Annotated in this window: 15 protein-coding genes and 1 pseudogene; 4 read left to right on the forward strand and 12 right to left on the reverse strand. The window is 73.9% G+C overall.

Annotation, left to right across the window (positions count from 1 at the left end; genetic code table 11):
- The first annotated feature begins 107 nt into the window (after positions 1–107).
- From VFJ94_RS09355 to VFJ94_RS09370, 4 genes are all read left to right on the forward strand, one after another.
- Positions 108–461, forward strand: coding sequence for an STAS domain-containing protein (locus tag VFJ94_RS09355; RefSeq protein WP_325003934.1), 354 nt, complete (start codon positions 108–110; stop codon positions 459–461).
- Entirely contained in the window at positions 458–1,990 is a 1,533-nt protein-coding gene (locus VFJ94_RS09360) for a DUF7059 domain-containing protein (protein ID WP_325003935.1), read from the forward strand. The genes VFJ94_RS09355 and VFJ94_RS09360 overlap by 4 nt, the downstream gene beginning before the upstream one ends.
- 86 nt (positions 1,991–2,076) lie before the next feature.
- Positions 2,077–3,810, forward strand: a complete 1,734-nt coding sequence (locus VFJ94_RS09365; protein ID WP_325003936.1) for an ABC transporter ATP-binding protein — start codon at positions 2,077–2,079, stop codon at positions 3,808–3,810.
- Positions 3,810–5,807, forward strand: coding sequence for an ABC transporter ATP-binding protein (locus VFJ94_RS09370; protein WP_325003937.1), 1,998 nt, complete (start codon positions 3,810–3,812; stop codon positions 5,805–5,807). The genes VFJ94_RS09365 and VFJ94_RS09370 overlap by 1 nt, the downstream gene beginning before the upstream one ends.
- Positions 5,808–5,964: 157 nt before the next feature.
- Here VFJ94_RS09370 and VFJ94_RS09375 read toward each other — a convergent pair whose 3' ends face one another.
- The 12 genes and pseudogenes from VFJ94_RS09375 to VFJ94_RS09430 all read right to left on the reverse strand — a co-directional run.
- Complete coding sequence (locus tag VFJ94_RS09375) at positions 5,965–6,531, reverse strand: AAA family ATPase (RefSeq protein ID WP_325003938.1); 567 nt, start codon at positions 6,529–6,531, stop codon at positions 5,965–5,967.
- A gap of 35 nt (positions 6,532–6,566) precedes the next feature.
- Positions 6,567–7,454, reverse strand: coding sequence for an FHA domain-containing protein (locus VFJ94_RS09380; protein WP_325003939.1), 888 nt, complete (start codon positions 7,452–7,454; stop codon positions 6,567–6,569).
- Positions 7,451–8,737: a VWA domain-containing protein gene (locus tag VFJ94_RS09385; RefSeq protein WP_325003940.1), complete on the reverse strand. Its 1,287-nt coding sequence runs from the start codon at positions 8,735–8,737 to the stop codon at positions 7,451–7,453. The genes VFJ94_RS09380 and VFJ94_RS09385 overlap by 4 nt, the downstream gene beginning before the upstream one ends.
- On the reverse strand, positions 8,730–9,962 hold the full coding sequence (locus tag VFJ94_RS09390) for a protein phosphatase 2C domain-containing protein (RefSeq protein ID WP_325003941.1): 1,233 nt from the start codon (positions 9,960–9,962) through the stop codon (positions 8,730–8,732). The genes VFJ94_RS09385 and VFJ94_RS09390 overlap by 8 nt, the downstream gene beginning before the upstream one ends.
- Complete coding sequence (locus tag VFJ94_RS09395) at positions 9,959–12,397, reverse strand: serine/threonine-protein kinase (protein ID WP_325003942.1); 2,439 nt, start codon at positions 12,395–12,397, stop codon at positions 9,959–9,961. Before VFJ94_RS09395 ends, VFJ94_RS09390 begins: the two co-directional genes overlap by 4 nt.
- Positions 12,394–13,671, reverse strand: coding sequence for a hypothetical protein (locus VFJ94_RS09400; RefSeq protein WP_325003943.1), 1,278 nt, complete (start codon positions 13,669–13,671; stop codon positions 12,394–12,396). The genes VFJ94_RS09395 and VFJ94_RS09400 overlap by 4 nt, the downstream gene beginning before the upstream one ends.
- On the reverse strand, positions 13,671–14,666 hold the full coding sequence (locus tag VFJ94_RS09405) for a glutamate ABC transporter substrate-binding protein (RefSeq protein WP_325003944.1): 996 nt from the start codon (positions 14,664–14,666) through the stop codon (positions 13,671–13,673). The genes VFJ94_RS09400 and VFJ94_RS09405 overlap by 1 nt, the downstream gene beginning before the upstream one ends.
- A complete protein-coding gene (locus VFJ94_RS09410) occupies positions 14,663–15,946 on the reverse strand; it encodes a hypothetical protein (protein WP_325003945.1) in 1,284 nt (427 codons plus the stop codon). The genes VFJ94_RS09405 and VFJ94_RS09410 overlap by 4 nt, the downstream gene beginning before the upstream one ends.
- On the reverse strand, positions 15,943–17,436 hold the full coding sequence (locus VFJ94_RS09415) for an AAA family ATPase (RefSeq protein WP_325003946.1): 1,494 nt from the start codon (positions 17,434–17,436) through the stop codon (positions 15,943–15,945). The genes VFJ94_RS09410 and VFJ94_RS09415 overlap by 4 nt, the downstream gene beginning before the upstream one ends.
- On the reverse strand, positions 17,433–17,990 hold the full coding sequence (locus tag VFJ94_RS09420; RefSeq protein ID WP_325003947.1) for a hypothetical protein: 558 nt from the start codon (positions 17,988–17,990) through the stop codon (positions 17,433–17,435). The genes VFJ94_RS09415 and VFJ94_RS09420 overlap by 4 nt, the downstream gene beginning before the upstream one ends.
- Positions 17,991–18,010: 20 nt before the next feature.
- Positions 18,011–19,279: a toxic anion resistance protein gene (locus VFJ94_RS09425; protein ID WP_325003948.1), complete on the reverse strand. Its 1,269-nt coding sequence runs from the start codon at positions 19,277–19,279 to the stop codon at positions 18,011–18,013.
- A 285-nt stretch (positions 19,280–19,564) separates the two neighbouring features.
- Positions 19,565–20,014 (reverse strand): annotated as a pseudogene (locus VFJ94_RS09430) (dioxygenase); the annotation flags it as partial.
- Between the last annotated feature and the right edge of the window lie 153 nt (positions 20,015–20,167).

Genomic DNA, 20,167 nt, shown 5'->3' on the forward strand with positions numbered 1-20,167 from the left:
TGGAGCAACGGTATGCCGTCACGGTAGCGTGGCCGGTGCGCGGGGCAGCGTACCCGTCCCAGGCGTCGCAGGGGCGCTGACAGATCAGGAAGGTGATGGTGTCACACGTGGAGTCGTCGACCACCCGTGCCGACCACGGCGAGCGGACCGTCGTCCATCTCGAAGGGGAGATCGACGTCTACACGGCCCCCCGGGTCCGGGACAAGCTCGACGAGCAGATCCGGGAGGGGCGCACGGACCTCGTCGTCGACCTCACCGACGTGACGTTCATCGACTCCACCGGCCTTGGGGTCCTCGTCGGCCGGCTCAAGCACATCCGCCTGCTCGGCGGGTCGCTGCGCCTCGTGGGCAGCGACGACCGCGTGCTCAAGGTCTTCTCCATCACCGGCCTCGACAAGGTCTTCGAGATCTACCCCACCCTCGAGGACGCGCTGGGAGCGCCGGGCGCCGCCTCGTCGTGACGACCCCGGTCGTCCATCCCGTCCTGCTCGAGCGACTCCGCTCCGACCTGCGGGCGGGCCGCTTCACCGTGGACGGGGTCGCCGAGCGCCTCGGTCCCGTCGCGTCCGCCGCGCTGCACCGGGAGCACCCGCTGCCGGCCGTCCTGCGCACGGAGGCGGCCACGGACCCGTGTGGCGTCCTCGTCCGGCTCTTCACCCTCGGCCGGGACGTCACCGAGGCCCAGCTGACGGGGGCCCTGCCCTCGCTCGGCGCCCGCGGCGCGGTCGCCCTCGGCCTCGTGGCTGCCGTGGCCGACGGCCCGGGCCCGCCCGCGGGTGAGCCGCTGCTGCGGGCGCGGTGCGACCTGCGGCCGTATGCCGACGAGGCCTCGGACTGGTGGGTGGCCTCCGACCTGTCCGAGGCGGCGACCCGGGCGCCGCTGCCGCCGGACCACGTGCTCGGCATCGGTCCTGCCTCGACCACCCTCGCCTCGTGGACGATCCGGCGACCGGTGGCGCGAGCGCTCGACCTCGGCACCGGCTGCGGCGTCCAGGCCCTGCACCTGGCGGACCACGCCGACACGGTGACGGCGACTGACGTCTCGACCCGCGCCCTGGCGTATGCCGCCTTCACGGCCGCGCTCAACGGGGTGACGCTGGAGCTGCTCTCCGGCGACCTGCTCGAGCCGGTGGCGGGGCGCCGCTTCGACCTCGTCGTGAGCAACCCGCCCTTCGTCATCAGCCCGCGCGGCGCGGCGACGCCGCGCTACGAGTACCGCGACGGCGGCCGCCGCGGCGACGAGCTCGTCCGCTCCCTCGTGCGCGAGGTCGGGCACGTGCTGCGGCCGGGCGGCGTGGCGCAGTTCCTCGGCAACTGGGAGGTGCCCCGCGGCCGCTCATGGCGTGACGTGTGGGCCGGCTGGCTCGACGGGGTCGGCCTCGACGCGTGGGTCATCCAGCGCGACAGCCAGGACCCGGCCGAGTATGCCGAGCTGTGGGCCCGCGACGGCGGTGCCCTTCCCGGGACGGCCGCGCACGACGCCATGTATGCCGCGTGGCTGGACGACTTCGCCTCGCGGGACGTCGAGGCCATCGGCTTCGGGGTGGTGACCCTCCAGCGCCCCATCGGCGAGCGGCAGCCGTGGCGGGACCTCGCCGAGGCGCCCGGTCCCGTGGCGAGCCCGATGGGCCCGACCCTGGATGTGGGTCTGAGGGCCCGGACCTGGCTCGCGGAGCACACCGACGACGAGCTGCTCGACGTCGCGTGGCGGTGCGCGCCCGATGTCACCGAGGAGCGGCACTACCGGCCCGGCAGCGAGGACCCCAGCGTCATCGTCGTGCGGCAGGGCGGCGGGCTGGGACGGTCGGTGCGCGCCAGCACGCTGCTCGCGGCATACGTCGGGGTGGCCGACGGCGAGCTCGCCGCACGGGCCGCGCTCGACGCCATCGCCGCGGTGCTCGGGCTCGACGCCGGGGCGGTGCGCGCGGAGCTGCTCCCCACCGTCCGTGACCTCGTGGCCGACGGCCTGCTCGTGCGCGACGGGACGTAGCTCGCGCTGCGCCGTCAGCGAAATGGGATCGAATCCGGCGGCCCCGAGGAGTGAGACTGAGCCAGCCTCGAGGGAAAGGGCACGGCATGCTTCTCCGACTGCTCCGCGACCAGTTGCGGCCCTACCGCCGCGAGGCCGCGCTCATCGTGGCACTCCAGCTCGTGAGCACGATGGCGTCGCTCTATCTGCCGAGCCTCAACGGCGAGATCATCGACCACGGGGTGACGCGGGGGGACACGGGCTACATCGTGAGCCACGGCGGCGTCATGCTCACCGTGAGCCTCGCGCAGATCGCCGCGTCCGTCGCCGCGACCTACCTCGCGGCGAAGGTGGCGATGGCCTTCGGCCGGGACGTGCGCGCCCGCGTCTTCCACACCGTGGGCCAGTTCTCGGCCCAGGAGGTGTCGACCTTCGGGGCACCGACCCTCATCTCACGCAGCACGAACGACGTCACCCAGGTGCAGATGGTCCTCTTCATGGGCTTCGCCATGCTCGTGTCGACACCCATCATGATGGTCGGCGGCATCGTCATGGCGCTGCGCGAGGACGTCGGCCTGTCCTGGCTCGTGGCCGTCGCCGTGCCGCTGCTCGGCCTCTGCGTCGGGCTCGTCATCGCCCGGATGATCCCGCAGTTCCAGCTCATGCAGACCTCCCTCGACAGCGTCAACCGGGTCCTGCGGGAGCAGATCACGGGCATCCGCGTCGTGCGGGCCTTCGTCCGCGAGCGGCACGAGGAGGCCCGGTTCGCCGAGGCCAACCGCTCGCTCACCCGGGCGGGTCTGGCCGTGGGCCGGCTGATGGCCCTGATCTTCCCGATCGTCATGCTCATCTTCAACGTGTCCACGGTCGCGGTCATGTGGTTCGGCGCGCACCGGATCGCCGAGGGCCGGATGCAGATCGGGGCGATGATGGCCTTCCTCGCCTACCTCGTCCAGATCCTCATCGCGGTCATGATGGCCACCTTCATGTCGACGATGGTTCCTCGCGCCGCCGTCTCCGCCAGGCGCATCGAGCAGGTGCTCGGCACCGAGTCCTCGGTCGTCGAGTCACCGTCGCCGGTGCGGCTGCCTGACGGCCCGGCTGCGATCGAGTTCGTCGGCGTCGACTTCCACTACCCCGGCGCCGCGCAGGCGGTGCTCCACGACGTCACCTTCACGGCGCTCCCCGGCCGGACCACGGCGATCGTCGGCTCCACGGGCTCGGGCAAGACGACGCTGCTCAGCCTCGTCCCGCGTCTCTTCGACGGCACCGGCGGGTCGGTCCGGATCTGCGGCGAGGACGTGCGCGACGTCGAGCTCGAGGCGCTGTGGGGCCGGATCGGGCTGGTGCCGCAGAAGCCCTACCTGTTCTCGGGCACGGTCGCGTCCAACCTGCGTTACGGCAACCCGCACGCGACCGACGAGGAGCTGTGGGACGCGCTGCGGATCGCGCAGGCCAGTGGCTTCGTCGCGGCGATGGAGGGCGGCCTCGACGCGTCGATCGCCCAGGGCGGCACGAACGTGTCAGGGGGGCAGCGGCAGCGCCTCGCGATCGCCCGCGCCATCGTCAAGCGGCCCGACGTCTACCTCTTCGACGACTCGTTCTCCGCGCTCGACCTCGCCACGGACGCGCGGTTGCGGCGCGAGCTGCGGCCGGCGACGGCATACGCCACCGTCATCGTCGTCGCCCAGCGCGTCTCGACGATCATCGACGCCGACCACGTCGTCGTCCTCGACGACGGACGCATCGTCGGGCAGGGCACGCACGACGAGCTGCTCGACTCGTGCCGCACGTACCGCGAGATCGTCGAGTCCCAGCGCGGCGTGGAGGAGGCGGCCTGATGGCGGAGGGCGTCAAGACCGCGGAGGAGAAGGCGGCCGAGGCCCGGCGCGGACCCGCGCGGCGCGGGGGGCCGCCGCACCTGCAGATCGGGCAGCCGGCGGAGAAGTCGCTGAACTTCGGGCCCTCCGCCAAACGGCTCCTCGGGCTGCTGCGCCCGGACCGCGGCCGCATGGTCGTCGTCGTCGTCCTCGCGGTCCTCAGCGTCGCGCTGTCCTCCATCGGACCGAAGGTCCTCGGCCGGGCCACCGACCTCGTGTTCGCCGGCTTCCTCGGCTCCCGTATGCCGTCCGGCGTGACCAAGGAGCAGGCGGTCGCGGCGGCCCGCGCCCAGGGCAACGCGTCGATGGCCGACCTGCTCTCGGCCGTCGACTTCGTCCCGGGCCAGGGCATCGACTTCGACGCCGTGGGCAGGGTGCTGCTCCTCGTCATCGCCCTGTTCGTCGTCGCGTCGCTGCTCATGTGGCTGCAGGGGTGGATCCTGCAAGGCGTCGTGCAGCGGACGATGTACGGCCTGCGAGCGGACGTCGAGGCCAAGCTCGGCCGGCTCCCGCTGCCCTACTTCGACCGGCAGCCGCGCGGCGAGCTGCTGAGCCGGGTGACCAACGACATCGACAACATCTCGACGTCGCTGCAGCAGACGCTCTCGCAGCTGCTCACGTCGCTGCTCACGGTCGTCGCGGTGCTCGGCATCATGTTCTGGATCTCGTGGGTGCTCGCGCTCATCGCGCTCGTCACGGTGCCGTTGTCGGTGGTCGTCACGGGGGCCATCGCCAGGCGCAGCCAGAGGCTCTTCGTCCAGCAGTGGCGCAACACCGGCGAGCTGGGCGCCATCATCGAGGAGTCCTTCACCGGGCACGGGATCGTCAAGGTCTACGGCCGGCAGAAGGAGTCGGAGGCGGCCTTCCGGGCCAAGAACGACGAGCTCTTCGGAGCGGCCTTCGGTGCGCAGTTCGTCAGCGGCATCATCATGCCGACGATGTTCTTCCTCGGGAACCTCAACTACGTCGCCATCGCGGTCGTCGGCGGGCTCCGGGTGGCGTCGGGCACGATGAGCCTCGGTGACGTGCAGGCGTTCATCCAGTACTCGCGGCAGTTCACACAGCCGCTGACGCAGGTGGCCTCGATGGCCAACGTCCTGCAGTCCGGTGTCGCCTCCGCGGAGCGGGTCTTCGACTTGCTCGACACGCCCGAGCAGGAACCCGACGCCGCGGCCCCCGCCGTCCTCGACAACCCGCACGGGCGGGTGGCCTTCGAGCACGTCTCCTTCTCCTACTCGCCGGACCGGCCGCTCATCGAGGATCTCAACCTCGAGGTCAGCCCTGGACAGACGGTCGCCATCGTCGGCCCGACGGGCGCGGGCAAGACGACGCTGGTCAATCTCATCCTCCGGTTCTACGAGCTCGACGCGGGGCGGATCACGCTGGACGGCATCGACATCCGCGACCTGACCAGGCACGACCTACGTTCGCGGATCGGCATGGTCCTGCAGGACACGTGGCTCTTCGGCGGGACGATCCACGACAACATCGCCTACGGCCGCCCGGAGGCCTCGGACGCCGAGGTGCTGGCCGCGGCGCAGGCCACCTACGTCGACCGCTTCGTGCACTCCCTCCCCGACGGCTACGACACGGTGCTCGACGACGAGGCGTCCAACATCTCGGCCGGCGAGAAGCAGCTCGTGACCATCGCGCGCGCGTTTCTCTCCGACCCCGCGCTGCTCATCCTCGACGAGGCCACGAGTTCCGTCGACACCCGGACCGAGCTGCTCGTCCAGCGCGCCATGGCGGCCCTGCGCTCCGACCGCACGAGCTTCGTCATCGCGCACCGGCTCTCCACCATCCGGGACGCCCATCTCATCCTCGTGATGGAGGACGGGCGCATCGTCGAGCAGGGCTCGCACGACGAGCTGTTGGCGCACGACGGCGCGTATGCCCGGCTGTATGCCGCCCAGTTCGCTGGTGCGGCGTCGGCCGATGAGCCCGCCCCGTCGGCCTGAGGCGCTGGGGCGGCAAGCCGCACGGCACCGCCCCTCGTCCCCCGCCCCTCCTGCGTCACTGTTGCAGAAAGTGGAGCAGTGACGTGGGCGGGGCTCGGTTGGGGGGCGAGGCGTCCCAGCCTCAGCCAGCCCACGCCGGCCCAGCCCCTGGCCGACGTCAGTCGATGCGCGCCTGCTCGAGCCGCGCGAGCACCTCGTCGACCGTCTGTTCAGGGGTGTGCTTCGAGCTGTCCAGCCACAGCCCGATGTGTGGCGTCTCCGTGCGGACCCGGTGGTCGAAGTCACGGATCGACCAGTTGTCGCCGTAGCCCTTCTTGACGCGCTCGGACTCCCGACGCATGACGACCGACACCTCCGGCGCGAGCATGACGAGGCTGAGCGGTCGGTAGGGGATCTGGGCGAGGAACGGCTCGAGGCTCCGACCGACGAACAGGTCCTGCACGACGACGGTGAAGCCGGCCTCCGCGTAGAGGTGGGCCGCATGGGCAGCGATGGTGTGGCGCAGGGCGAGCTGCCGCTCGGCCTCGGGGTCGCCGTGCGGCGTCATGTCGACGCGGCCGCTGACGACCATGCGCCGGAACTCGTCGCCGCGCAGGTGGACGCCCCGCGTGAAGCGCTCGGCGAGCAGCTGGGAGACGGTGGACTTGCCGGCGGCCATGACGCCGGTGACGACGATGACCTGGGGAATGTCGACGGTGGCCGGGAGGGGGAACCGTGCGGTCACGTGCCCACCCTATGGCCGCCGATGGCCGGTGCGGCTCACTCGTGTGCCGTGACCTCGTCCGGCGTCGCCTCGCGCACGACGACGCGCGTCCAGGCCCCGACGTAGAGCCGGTCGTCGTCATCGAGCTCGGTCCGCGGCCCGACCGCGATGGGCTTCTCCGGCAGGGGTCCGGACGCGGGGCCCACAAAGGTGCCGTTGGACGAGCCGAGGTCCTCGACGAACCACCGCGACCCGTCGGTCGTCAGCTGCGCGTGGCGGCGGCTGACGCCCGGGTCGCTCGACAGGTCGATCTCGGGATGGGTGTTGCGGCTCACCGAGACCCGGCCGAGCAGCACGCTCCGGCGCCGCAGCGGCACGATGGTGGGCAGCCCCGGGGACGGGCACGGGTCCTCGGCCTGCTGGGTCTGGTACCAGTCGGGGTCGACCCACACCTCGGCGACCCAGGCCACGTCGCCGGGCGATCCGGACCCGCTCTGGGTGGGGGTGCCGGGCGCCGCGCCCGCGCCCGGCTGCGCCGCGCCCGGCTGCGCCGCGCCCGCGGCGGGCTGCCCGGGGTCCGCGGCACCGGTCGAAGCGGAGAGGCCGCGAGGCATGGCGCCGGTCGTGAAGTCGTAGCCGCACGCCTCACAGAAGAGCGCGCCCTCCGGGTTGCCGGTGGCGCAGTTGGGGCACTCGAGCGCGGTCGACTCCGGCGGCGGACCGGCCGGCGCGGCGGGCGCCGGAGCGCTGGGAAAGGGGTCGATGGTCAGGGACGAGGGCGTCTCACCAGACAGTGTCCCACCGGACGCGGCTGCCCGCCCCGGCGTGGCCTCCCCGCCCGCGCCCGTCTCGGCACCCGAGGCGGCCGCGGTTATCGGCGTGCCGCATACGTCGCAGTAGTCGTCGGCCGCCGACGGGTGGCCGTTGGGGCAGACCGAGCTCATCGGCGCACCCGGCTCGTCTTCGTCGAGGCCGTGTCGAGGGACATCTCGTCGATCTTCGACGCACCCTTCTTGAGCCGGACGGTGCCAGCGTCGGCGTCGTCGATCTCGACCACCTTGCGCAGGCGCGAGGTCATCTCGTCGTTGCCGGTCGCCGAGGCCAGCTGCACGGCGCGGCCGAGCTTGGACGTCGCGACGTCGTCGCGGCCGGCCGCCTTCGCGGCGAGGCCGTCCTGGATCACCTGCGCCAGCTCGGCCTGCCCGGTGTATGCCGCGACCGCCGGGTCGATCCGGGTCGTCAGCGCGTCGTCGCCCGACCACTTGGCCTTGACGAGGGCCTGCGCCACCGGCTGGCCGTCGACGGCGAGGGAGACCCGCGCGGCCAGCTGCTCCTGCCCGAGGCTGCGGGCGGGCAGGCGCACCGCGACGTGGTAGTCCCGGCTCTCGTCGGCCCACGCCCCGGTGGGGTAGGCGCCGGTGAGGGCGTTGACCGGGGTGCGGCGGCCCGACAGGTCCTCGAGCGTCGGCGAGACCTGCCTGACGAAGAGCAGCTCGGCGCCCTGCGGCACCCACACGCGCAGCTCGGCCGCGGCGACCCCGCGCGCCATCGAGGCGCGCATCATCGTCGCGAACTCCGCGGCCATGTCCTCCGGGCCGGGGATGATGTCCACCGTGCCGAGGAGCGCGGACGCGATGGCGCGGACCTCGTCGACCCGCCACTGGTCACCGACGCCGCGGCAGTCGCACTGGAAGACGCCCATGCAGCTCTGGACGGCCGCCTGCAGCGAGGCGGGGCGCTCGCCCTCGTTGACGCCGTCGGTGAGCAGGATGGCGTGCCGCTTGGTCACGTGCGGCACCGTCTCGAAGATCCGCCGCGCCAGGGTGAGCCACGTGCCCATGGCCGTGCCGCCGTTGGCGCGCAGGCCCTGGACGGCCCGGATCGCCTCCGTGCGTGTCGCGGACGACATGACCGCGAGCGGGCCCTGGTTGCCGTAGGGGTAGACGATCTGGGCGGTGCCGCTGCCGGACACGACGGCGAAGAGGGTGCCGTCGACCATCTCGCTGAGGGCCGCCCGGGCAGCCTGGCCGGCGGCCTCGACCCCGCGCCGGCCCATCGAGCCGGAGGTGTCGATGAGGATCACCTCGGCGGCCGAGCCGGACGTGGCGGCGGGGGCGGTCCCGCCCGCGGAGGCTCCCGTGCTCGTCACCCGGACGATGGCGTGCACGTCGGTGCCGCCGTCGGGCAGGAACTCGTTCTGGAACGCCTCGGCGGTGAAGTCAGCCATGGGCCGGGTCCCCTTCCTGCGGCGCGGTCGCGGCGGCGCCGTCGTCCTGTGCGGTCGATCCTTGCCCAGGCAGTCTGGCCAGGGCAACCGTGATGTTGTCGCGTCCCCCACGCTCGTTGGCGAAGTCGACGAGCGCCTGCGCGAGCACGGTGGGCACGCCGCCCACCCGGGCGGCGGTCTCGTGGACGAGCCCGCGCAGCGCCTCCGAGTCGGAGCAGTAGTTCCACAGCCCGTCCGAGCACACGAGCAACCAGCCCGCCGTGCCCGGCGCGAGGGTGGTCACGTGGGGAGTGAGGTCGGGCGGTGCGTCGCGGCCCAGCCACCGGGTGATCGAGTGGGCCCCCGGCCCGGTCTCGGCCTCGGCGCGGCTGACGCCGGCGAGGATGCGCTCGTTGGCGTAGGAGTCGTCGCGCCCCAGCTGCCGGGCCGGCTCGCTCGTCGCGTCGGGCAGCCAGTAGACGCGGCTGTCCCCGACGTTCCCCGCCACGACGATCCCCCCCTCGACGACCGCCGCCGCGAGGGTGCACGAGGGCGGGTTGGGCACGTCCGTGGTCACCGCTTCGCGGACGGCCGCGTTGGCGGCGGTGACGGCCGAGCCGAGCGCGCGTGCGGCGCCCGCCGCCCAGGCGTCGTGGGTGCCGGCTCCCCGCGGCAGGGGCTGGTCGAGGACCGTCCGCGCGGCCTGGGCCGCGGCCAGCGACGCGATGTGCGAGTCGGTCGCCATCGACACCCCGTCGCACACGACGAGCACGGAGCGCGAGCCGGCAGGTTCGGTGGCGGCGAGCGCCATGGCGTCCTCGTTGCGGGAGTGCCGCCGGCCGATGTCGCACACACCGCCGACCCACGAGGCAGGCCGCTCGGTCCAGTGGTCGCGCGGGTCGGGGGCCGGGGCGCCGCAGTTGTCGCAGTAACCGTCGAGCATCCGGCCCTGCCCGCACACGGGGCACACGTCGCTCCCGGCGCCGGGGCCGCCGACCGCGTCGAGGCCGGAGGGCACGGCGCCGGTCCAGCCGACGTCGAGCGGCGACTCGTCACCGGCCCGCGCCGTCTGCGGGGTCGCGGCGGCGATGACCGGCGTGGCCGGCTCGGTCCGGGTCGCGGCCACGCCGGCGACGAGGCCGGCGCCGCACGCCTCGCAGAACGCCGCACCGGCGTCGTGCGGGGTGCCGCAGGACGGGCAGCGGCCGGCCGGGACGCCTGCGTCGGGACTGGGGATCTGGATCACACCACGCTCCAGGGTCGGACGGAGTTGGCCTCGTCGACGAGCCGCACGCGCTCGTCGGGGTCGGTGCTCGTCCGCGCGAGGTCCCGCAGGGCCGCCTCGAGGCCGACCCGCAGGTTCGGCTCGGTGGCCGGCCGGTCGCCCAGCCGCACCTGCGCGGGACCGGACGTGCGCACGGCGGCGAGGGCGGCCCGGTAGACGGACGCCGTGACCTCGGCCCGTCGGCGGGCCGTCAGGGAGGTGTCCGCGAGGGTGCGCAGCGCCTCGGCGAGGTCGGGCAGCCCGCGGTGGGCCGTGGTGAGCAGCTCGGCCAGGCCGGCCTGCGCGGTGCGGTGGGCGCTCGACTGCGGCGAGACGAGCCGGTATGCCGCGACCGCGCCGTCGACGTCCCCGCGGGCCGCCCGCAGGCGGGCGAGCCCGAAGGCGGCCATGGGCACGTAGGTCGCGTCGGTCCGGGCGCAGGCGACGTAGAGGTGCTCGGCGACCGCGTCGTCTCCGGCCTTCTCGCACGCGTGGGCGAGCGCCAGCTTGGGGGCGAGCTCGCCCGGCACCTGGCCGTAGACGGCGTTGAACGCGGCCTGCGCGGCGGGGGCGTCGGCCCTCTCGAGCGCCGCCAGCCCCTGGATCCACACGGCGCGCCACTCCCAGGGGTCCTTGGCGAGCAGCGTCTGGGCCACGGAGTCGGCCACGCCGGGCTTGCCGGCCTCGAGCGCCGTCCGGGCCGTCTCGAGGAGCACCTCCGTCGACTGCTGCGGCGCCCGGGCGAGCAGCCCGAGCCGCTCGAGCGGGCTGCCGTCCACGGTCTGCAGCCAGCCGGTCTGCGCGTCGTGCGGGTCGCGCCGCAGCGACGGCAGGTTGCGCCAGTCGTCGGGCTCCGTGCCCGGCGTCGGCGCGTCGAAGAGCAGCGAGGACACGGTCGACGTCGCGGCGCCGGCGCCGCGGTCGATGCTCACGACCTCCCGCAGGACACCGACCATCTGCGAGCGCAGCTCGTCCGCGGAGACGAAGCGGTCGTCCCGGTTGGGGGCGCACGCCTTGGCCACGAGCCGGTAGAACGAGTCGTACCGCTGGAAGACGGGGCTCGAGTCCTGCGGCGGCAGGCTGTGCAGGTAGGTCGTCTGGTAGCCGCGGAACTCCATCGTCAGCACGACGAGGGTGCGGCCGATGGTGTAGATGTCCGACGCCACGGACGTGCCGAGCTCGGCCACCTCGGGTGCCTGGTAGCCGACCGTGCCGAAGATGGCCGAGACCTCGTCGTCGACCCGTCGCACCCCGCCGAGGTCGATGAGCTTGACCTCGTCGCCCACCTGGATGATGTTGTCCGGCTTGAAGTCGCAGAAGACGAGCCCGAGGTCGTGCAGGTACTGGAAGGCCGGGAGGATCTCCAGGAGGTAGGCGAGCGCCTGGTCCACCGGCAGCGGGTCGTAGCGGCCGGCCGCCTGCATCCGCTGCTTGAGCAGCGACTTGAGCGAGGTGCCGCCGACGTACTCCATGACGATGTAGCCGGCGTCCTCGTGCGTGACGAAGTTGTAGATCTCGACGATGTTGGGGTGCGAGACCTGCGCGAGGAACCGCTGCTCGGCGATGGCGGCCGCGAGGGCGTCGGGGTCCGCCGAGTTGAGCAGGCCCTTCAGCACGACCCAGCGGTCGGAGACGTTCTTGTCGCGGGCGAGGTAGATCCAGCCCAGGCCGCCGTGGGCCAGGCAGCCGGCGACGGCATACTGCCCGCCGACGAGGTCCCCGGGGCGCAGCTTGGGCTCGAAGGAGAAGGGCTGGCGGCACTTCGGGCAGAAGCCGGTCGTCCGGCCGGGACGGCCCTCGCGACCGCGCCCGACCGGCTCACCGCACTTGGGGCAGAAGCGCTTGTGCTCCGGGACCATGGGGTCGATAAGCAGGGCCTTCTCGGCGTCGATCTCCGGCGCCGGGTGCACCGTGGTGATGCCGCCCCCGAGCCGCGCGGCGCGCAGCCGCTGCGACCCGCCGGTGCGGCGGGTGGCCACGCTCCCGGACTCGCGGGCGCGCCGTGAGCCGAGCGCCGCCGAGGCGAGGTTGCTCGAGGCAGCCGAGCGCGTGGACAGCTCGGGACCGACGCCCGCCACGGCACCGGTCACGCCTCGGGCGGCTGCGGCACCGGGCGCTGCGGCCGATGTCGTGGGCGGTGTGCCACAGACGTCGCAGTAGCCGTCGACGATGTGCCCGCTGCAGCCGGGCTGGCTGCAGGCCACGCCGTCGGGCACGGGCCGCGGCGCGCCGGAGGGCGGGGGCAGGGTCGCGCCGGAAGGCGGGGACAGGCTCGCGCCGGAGGGCGGGGGCAGGGTCGCGCCGGAGGGCGGGGGCAGGGTCGCGCCGCCGTCGCCCGGCAGGCCGCACACGTCGCAGTAGCCGTCGACGACGGTGCCGGTGCAGCCGGGCTGGGCGCAGCGGGTCGTGGTGGTCATCCTCGCTCCTTCCGGCCGGGCCGGCCGGGCCGGCCGCCCGAGCGGCCGATGGCGTCGACGTAGGCCTGGTAGGCCGCGACGAGGGCCCGGGCGCGCGGCACGGGCAGGGGGACCGCCGCGAGCACCTCGTCGAGCCGGCGGCGCAGCTCGGCGAGGTCGGCCGCGGCCTGGTCGGGCACCGCTGTGCCCGCCGCGATCGCGGCCACCGCCCCGGCGAGGCCGACCACCTCGTCGCGCTCAGCCAGCGCGCCGGCATACCGGTCGTGGACGAGGTCGAGCGCGCGCGCCACCCGCTCGACCCGGGCGTCGTATGCCGCGAGCTCCCGGGCGCTCTGCGGCACGGGTCCCAGCGCTCGGACGTTGGGCACCGCGAGGCGAGGCGCCGGCGTGACGGCGGCGAGGCAGGCCTGCTCCAGCGCGCGCACGGCGTCGGCCCGGGCATCGAGCTCCACGAGCCGCCGCTCGGTGCGGACGCGGCTCTTGGCCGTCTCGGCGCGCTCCGCGGCGGCGACGATGAGGTCGCGCTCGAGGACGGCGAGGTCGATCTCGAGCGGACCGAGGAGGCCACCGACGTCCGCACCCCGGCGCGCCCGGTCGACCAGCTCCGTGAGCCGCTTGTCGAGACGGGCCACCGCGACCACCGCCGAGTCACGGTCCTCGCCGGCGGGCACGAGGGGGAGCTGGTCCCGGATCCGCTCGAGCCCGGCCCGGGCGAGCGTGATCCGCTGGCTGGCCTCGGCGGCGCCCGGGGCGAGGGCGGCGCGGGCCTGGAGCGTTCGGGTCAGCGAGTCGAGCAGCCGGCACGCCTCGGGGAGGCTCACGCCGAGCGACCCCCCCGCGGGCAGGTCCGCTGCGCCGCCCGCGTCGAGGCGGCCGTGGATGAGCGCCGACAGGCGCTCGGCCTCGGCCGGTCCGACTCGCCCGCCGTCCCACGTCGTCTCGAGGGCGGCGAGCCGGTCGCTGACCGCCTTCCAGAAGGTCAGCGCGACCGTGAGGTCGGTGGTCACCCCGGCCTGCTCCGTGGGCGTGAGCCGGAGCAGGGCGGCGTCGACGGCGTCGAGGTCCGCGCGCCGCTGGCGCACCCACTCACGCAGGGCGGCGAGGTAGGCCTGGGCCTCGGTCGCCGAGACGGGCACCCCGAGGGCACCGGGCGCGGTCGGCGCGACGACGCCTGCCGCGACGACGCCCGGCGCGACGACGCCCGGCGCGGCGCCGACCGGGGTGTCCGGGGCAGGCGCCGTGGGGCCGGCGGGGGAGGGGAAGGGGATCGCCATCAGCGGCCGTACACCGCCGTCGGTGGAGCAGGCGCCGGGCCGAGGGGGCCGGCCAGCCACGTCGTGTAGATGGCCCTCCAGCGGCCGCTCGCCTTGACGTCGGCGAGGACGCGGTTGACGTAGCGGGCGAGGTAGACGTCGGACTTGTTGAGCCCGATGCCGTAGGGCTCGGCGGTGATCGCGGGCGCCTTCGTCACGACGGTGTAGGGGTCCTGCGCGGCCAGGCCCGCGAGCACGGTGTCGTCGCCGGTGATGGCGTCGGCCTTGCCCTGCTGGAAGAGGACGAGGCAGCCGGTGTGGTTCTCCGCCGTGACCGGGACCGGTCCGCTGACCGACCGCAGCTTGTCGAGCGACGACGTGCCCCGTGGTGCGCAGACCCGCTTGCCCTTGAGGTCGGCGAGGGTGACGGCGGTGGACCCCTTGGCGACGAGTACCTTCTGGCCGGAGTGGTAGTACTCCGCGGAGAAGGCGATCCGGGTCCACCGGTCGCACGTCATGGTCATGTTGCGCACGACCATGTCGACCTCCTGCTTCTCGAGCAGGGGGATCCGGTCGGCGGCGGTGATGACGCGCAGCTGGATCTTGTCGGGGTCGCCGAAGAGGGCCCGGGCCACCTCTCTGGCGATGTCGATGTCGAAGCCCTCGATGCGGCCGCTGATGGGGTTGCGCGCCGCGAAGAGGTACGTGTCCGCGGAGACCCCGACGACGAGGTGCCCGCGGTCGCGGATGGCCCGCACCTTGGCGTCCGGTATGCCGTTCGCCGGCGGAAGGGCGGGCAGCGGGTCGTAGGACGCGGTGGCGTCGGCGCACGTCGCAGGGGTGGCGGGAGCCGCCGGCGCGGCCGACGTGGCAGGCGGCGTCGGCACCGGCGTGTCGGCATAGGTCACCCCGGAGCACGCGGTGGTGATCGCGGCGCCGCCCGCCAGGAGCAGCGTGAGCAGGTCACGCCGGGGCCGTCCTCGGAGCCGGCGGCCGGTCACGGGTCCTCCGGTCATGCGTACTCCCCGACGCGCTGCCCGATGCCGCGCACGACGAGCCAGCCAGCCACGACGGCGGCGAGGGCGACGAGCACCGCGTAGAGGGGGGCGAGGGCCCCCACGTCGCCGAGCGTGCCGACCGCGGAGGCGCTGGCGGCGTCACGGGCGCCGGTCACCTCGGTGTCGAAGGCGTCGAAGCGGGGGCCGGCGCCCGTGGGCTCGGTGGTCGTGGCGAGCCGCACGGCGGCGTCCCACTGGCCGCCGTCGTCGAGCCTGCGGATCTGCTGGTGCACCGACGTGTAGGCGGCCCACGTGTCCGTGCCGAGCCGCGCCTGGGTCAGGGTGGCCTGGACCCGCCCGGCGTCCGCCTGCCACGTCTTCTCCAGGGTGGCGCCGGACCCCCGGGCGATGAGCGTGAGGCTCTCCGTCGCGCGGGCGTCGTTGGCGGCCGTGCGGATCTCGGCCAGCGCGACGGTGCGCGCGTAGTCGTCGCGGGCCACGGTGGCCGTCGTCGTGGCGATGCTGCCGATGACCGAGTTGGCGGCGAAGAGCGCGAGGAGGAGCAGGGCGAAGGCGGCGGCGAGGGAGACGTTGACGAAGCGGTGGGTGCGCCGGGCGAGCCACACGGCGACGAGGACGAGCACGACGAGGGACACCGCGCCGGCGCCGAGCTGCCAGCGCGCGTCCGTCCGCTCGAACTCGGCCGCCGCCCGGCGCTGGTTGGCGTCGGTGATGGCCGTGACGATCGGGATGGCGTCGGCGCGCAGGCCCGCGCTCGCCTGGCGGACGTACTGCGCCCCGATCGGCAGGCCGAGGCGGTTGTTGGACCGGCCCTGCTGCACGAGGGCGGCATACGTCTGCACCTGCTGGGACAGGGCGCCGAGGGCCCGGGCATCCGCCGGCTGGGCCGCCGCGGCCTCGGTGAGGGCGCGGGCGACGCTCGCCATCGCGGCGTCGTAGCGGGCGCGCTGGTCGGCGGGCTCGAGGCCGCCGACCAGGAACGCGTTCGTGGCGAGCGCGTCGGCCCGCAAGAGGTCGACGTGGACGGACTGGACCCGCACGACCTGGGCGGTGTTGTTGGCCGCTCGCTGCACCGCGGCGCGCGAGGCGAGCAGCGCGTTGGCGCTCACGGCGCCGAGGACCACGGCGGCGAGCACGGCGAGGGCGCCGAAGAGCCGCATCCGGCCGGGGGTGCCCTGCAGCAGCCGCCGCGCCGCGGCGCTCACCCGGCCGCGGGGGGCGGCCGTCGGCGCCGGCCCGGGGGCCGGGATGGACGGTGCCGGTGACGTGGTCGTCATGCGGGTTCCTCGCTGGTGGGCAGGCTGCGTGCGACGTCGGACGTATGCCGCGGCCCTTCCGGTTCCCTCGCCTCGGCCTCCGCCCGGTCGGCCCGCTCCGACGGCGTCGACGGCTCGACCTGCTCCACGAGGTCGGCGGCGGTGAGCAGGCGCAGCTCGTCTCGGGTGGGCCGGGTGGCGTGCCGCAGCCGCCAGGCGTGCCGGCCGACGGCGTGCTCGAAGAGCGTTCGCGCGAAGCGGCCGTTGCCGAAGGCGGGCGTGCGCGGGGTGGACTGGAACAGGTGACGGGCGCGGGTCCGGGCCTCCTCGGTGAGCTCGTAGTCGGCTGCGGCCACGATCGAGTCGAGGATGGCGAGGAGCTCGTCGTCGCTGTAGTCCTCGAACTCGATCGTCGTGGGGAAGCGGCTGGCGAGGCCCGGGTTGCTCGCGAGGAAGCCGACCATCGGCTGCGGGTAGCCGGCCACGATGACGACGAGGTCCTCGCGGTGGTCCTCCATCTCCTTGACCAGGGTGTTGACCGCCTCCTGCGCGTACTGGTCGCCGGTCAGGGAGTACGCCTCGTCGATGAAGAGGACGCCGCCGGTGGCCTTGCCGCACACCTCCGCGGTCTTCATCGCGGTCTGCCCGACGTAGCCGGCGACGAGCTCGGACCGGTCCACCTCGACGAGCTGCCCCGTCTCGAGCAGGCCGAGCGCCCGGTAGATCGCCCCGACCAGCCGGGCGACCGTCGTCTTGCCCGTGCCGGGGTTGCCGACGAAGACGAGGTGCCTGCTGATCCGCGTCTGGCGAAGGCCGGCCGCGAGGCGCAGCTTCTCGACGGTGAGCAGCGCCACCTGCCGGTGGATCTCACGCTTGACCCGCTCCAGCCCGATCATGGCGTCGAGCTCGGCGAGCAGCTCCTCGACGGACCTCTCCGGCTCGGGCGCCTGCTCCGGCTCGGCCGCCTGCTCCGGCTCGGCCGCCTGCTCCGCCTCGCCGGCCTGCTGCGGCTCGGCCGCCTGCCCCGCCTCGCCGGCCTGCCCCGCCTCGGCGGGACCGGCCTGTGTCGCGGAGGGACCCGCCTGCGCCCGGGCGGCCGTGAGGTAGGCCGCGGAGGCGACGGACGCGTTGCCCACGACCCGGATCGTCGGCTCGCCGAGCGCGCAGGCGGCGGCGGCGACCTCCGTGAGGGCGCGGGCGTAGTCGGCGGCGGCTGCGTGGCCGGCGCCGACGAGCGTCTCCAGCAGGTCGGTCGGGGCGGCCCGCCACCGCCGGCCCCGGGAGGCTGCGTCGAAGAAGGCGGCGTTGACCGCGGCGAGGTCGGTCGTCCCGGGGGCGGCGACCGCGGCCCACTCATGGGGCGCCCCCGGCGCGGACTCGGCGAGGGCTGCCGCGACCCGCAGGCCCTCGTCCCGGGCGCGGGCCGGGTCGAGACCGGAGCGGGTGGCCACGGCCACGAGCTCCGCGAGGGTCTCGGCGAGCGTGGGGGCGGTGCCCGCGACGGTCCTCATGACGGCTCCGGCGGCGCGAGCGCGCCGTCGCTCGGCAGCGAGGTGGGGTCGGGCCTGCCGAGGGCCAGGGCGCCACCCGTCGAGGCGGCGCCGAACTTCTGCTCGAGGAACGCCCCGTGGACGATGATCGCCTCGGCGTCGGCACGGCATACGGCGTCGTAGACCTTGTCCATCACGCCTCCGAGCAGGTCGAGCTGGTCGACGAGGAGCATGACCGAGGACTTGCCGCCCGCGACGGGCCGGCTGTCGGCCCAGTCACGGGGCAGGCGCAGGTAGTTGCCGATGGCGACGGGCAGGTAGTCGGTCGCCGTCGCCATGACGCTGTAGCCCTGGGTGCTGCCGAGGCCGAGGGAGGGCAGGCGGGGGATCGTCTGGCGCACCGTGCCCGTGACGCGCAGCAGCCGGGACAGCACGACGCCCGGCACCTTGCCGGCGCGGGCCTGCTCCTCGACCGAGGCGAGGGCCGCGAGCAGCTGCTCGGTGGTCGGCGGGCCCGGGTGCGCGGGCTCCGGCGCCTCGGGCCGCTCGAACCCGAACCAGGACCGGATCCCCATGGACGTCCTTCTCCCCGCGGTCAGCCCCGGGCCGGGCCGAGGTCGAGGGCGCCGACCGCCGCCCCGGCCGTCTGGCGTGCGTCGTGCGCCTGGACCCGATCGAGGTAGCTGCGGGACTTGGCCACCTCGGTCTCGAGGGTGCCGATCGTGGCGGCCATGCTGTCGAGCGCCTTGACCTTGAAGGTGTCGATGGCGTCCATCGTCTCGTAGATGTTGGCGAAGGCCTTCTGCAGCGACTCGATGCCGATCGTCGCGCTGGCGGACTGCTCCTGGATCCGGGCGGAGTTGCTCTTGAGCAGCTCGGACGTGCGCTCGATGAGACCCGACGTCGTCGTGTTGAGCGCCGTGATCTGGTCGAGGACGAGCTGCTGGTTGTTGAGTGCCTGCGCGACGATGACGGCGGTGCGCAGGGCCGACACGGTGGTCGTGGTGGCCCGGTCGACGCCCTTGATGAGCTCGATGTTGTTCTTGATGATGATGTCGATGGCCAGGTAGTTCTGGATCGAGACGGCGAGCTGCGTGAGCAGGTCCTGGTGCTTCTGGCGGACGTAGAAGAGGACGTCCTCACGCAGCGCCTTGGCCCGCTCGGGGTCGCTCGCCTCGAGCGTGGCGACCTGTGCGGCGAGCCGGGCGTCGAGCCGCTCGGCGACGTAGACGTACTGGTTGAGCCGGCCCATGGAGTCCCACAGGGCCTTCTTCTCGAGGTTGAGCGCGACGTTGTCCTTCTGCAGCTCGTCCTGGCCGGACTGCAGGGCGTGGAGGACGCCGTTGAGGTGCGACTGGGCCGACTGGTACTTGCGGAAGTAGTCGGTGACGCGGTCACCGAAGGGGATCATGCCGAGGAACTTCTTGGCACCGGTCGCCTGGCTCGGGTCCAGGTCCTCCACCGTCCGGCGCAGGTCGAGCAGGGTGCGCCCGACCTTGGAGCCCTGGGACAGGGACCCCTCGTTGAGCGCCTTGACCGGCATCTGGAGCATGCGGTTGGACGACTCGGCTGCGAAGCGGATCTCGTCGTTGCCCATCATCCGCACGTCGGCCGACTTCGCCTCGAACTCCGGGGACTTGGCCGCGGCCTCCGTAAGGGACGTCAGGTAGCGGTCGACCTTGGCGTCGAGACCCGGCAGCGCGGCCTCCGGCACGGCGGGCGCCATCCGCGGCGCGGCCGTCTCCGCCACGCGCGGCGCCGGGGCCGGCGCGGTGAGGACGAAGGCGGACTCCATGGCGGGCGGCTGCAGCGGCGCGGGGGCCGCCTGCGCGGCCGCTCCGGCCGAGATGGGCTGGTCAGTCATGAACGGGTTCCGTCCTTCCCCTTGTCCCGGCCCGGTCCGCGACCTCGCCGGCATCCCGAGACCCCGTGGGCGGCATACGTCCACCGGGTGTACCGCCACTCTACGGGCCGGCTGCGCCCGACGTGACGGGGACGGGGAGTGGCGGCCGAGGCCGGTCGAGTGGTCCGAACCGACCGGACATGGGACGACCGCGGCCCGGAGTCAGGGGAGGTCCGGGCCGCGGCCGTGTCTGGGGAGTGACCCCCATGCAGTCAAGAACGCAGGAGGTCACGGGGTTGTTCCCGGTCAGGCGAACTGCCAGGAACGCTTGGACAGTCCGAACCAGAAGCCCTCGATGACGGACCTGTTGTCGAGGCCGCCGGAGGCCTCGGCCGCACCGAGCGTGACGAAGAGCGGTGCGAAGTGCTCGGTCCGCGGGTGGGCGACCCGAGCCGCCGGCGCGCGCCCGAGGAAGTCGAGCAGGCCGTCGACGTCCTTGGCGCGCATGGCCTCCTCCGCCCAATGGTCGAACTCGGCGCTCGCCTGCGGCGGTGGGGCGTCGGAGCCGGCCGACGGGTTGAACCAGCGCAGGTTGTGCGTGGTGAAGCCCGAGCCGACGATGAGCGTGCCCTGGTCCCGGAGCGGGGCGAGCCGGCGGCCGAGCTCGAAGAGCCCGCGAGGATCGAGCGTCGGCATCGACAGCTGCAGCACCGGCACGTCGGCCCACGGGTACATCACCGTGAGCGGCACCCAGGCGAACGACATGGTCAGAGAACTCTTCGGACGTACTCGGCGAGCGTCGTCGTGGGCCGGCCGAGCAGCTCCGACAGCTGGTGGCTCCCGGTGTCCAGGGCACCGTTCGCGATCGCCTGGTCGGTGCCGACGACGAACTGCACGGCGCCGGCCGGC

It is taken from the genome of Intrasporangium sp. (assembly GCF_035688975.1).
In the GTDB taxonomy this organism is placed as follows: Bacteria; Actinomycetota; Actinomycetes; order Actinomycetales; family Dermatophilaceae; genus CALMNV01.